This is a genomic window from Dellaglioa sp. CoH-57-MRSF-16, from assembly GCF_056782055.1.
This window is the reverse complement of sequence record NZ_JBXAXZ010000139.1, coordinates 1-300: the sequence shown is the minus strand read 5'-3', so window position 1 is coordinate 300 and position 300 is coordinate 1. Positions and strand designations below refer to the sequence as shown.

The window sequence follows — 300 nt, the reverse complement described above, 5'->3', positions numbered from 1 at the left end:
CGCGTGTACTGACCCGCGAGCTGCGTGGCTTTCCCGATATCGGATGCGGCCCCCGACGACGAGAAGGTTTGGCCAAACACCAGCTCTTCGGCCGCGCGGCCCGCGAGCAACACGCAAATCTCGTCCAGAACGTTCTGCTTCGACATGATATCCTCGCCCTCGACCACGGGCATCATGTAACCGCCCTTGAACGATGCGACGTTCACCTTCAGCTCGAACGGAGCAACGCGCTTCAGCTGCGCGTAGACCAGAGCGTGGCCCGCTTCGTGCGCCGCGACCATCGCCGTGAATTCCACGCTC

General features: G+C 63.0%; 1 pseudogene. It reads right to left on the bottom strand.

From position 1 onward, the window contains the following. A pseudogene (locus tag AC1RPH_RS08195) lies at window positions 1-300 on the bottom strand (ATP-dependent zinc metalloprotease FtsH); the annotation flags it as partial.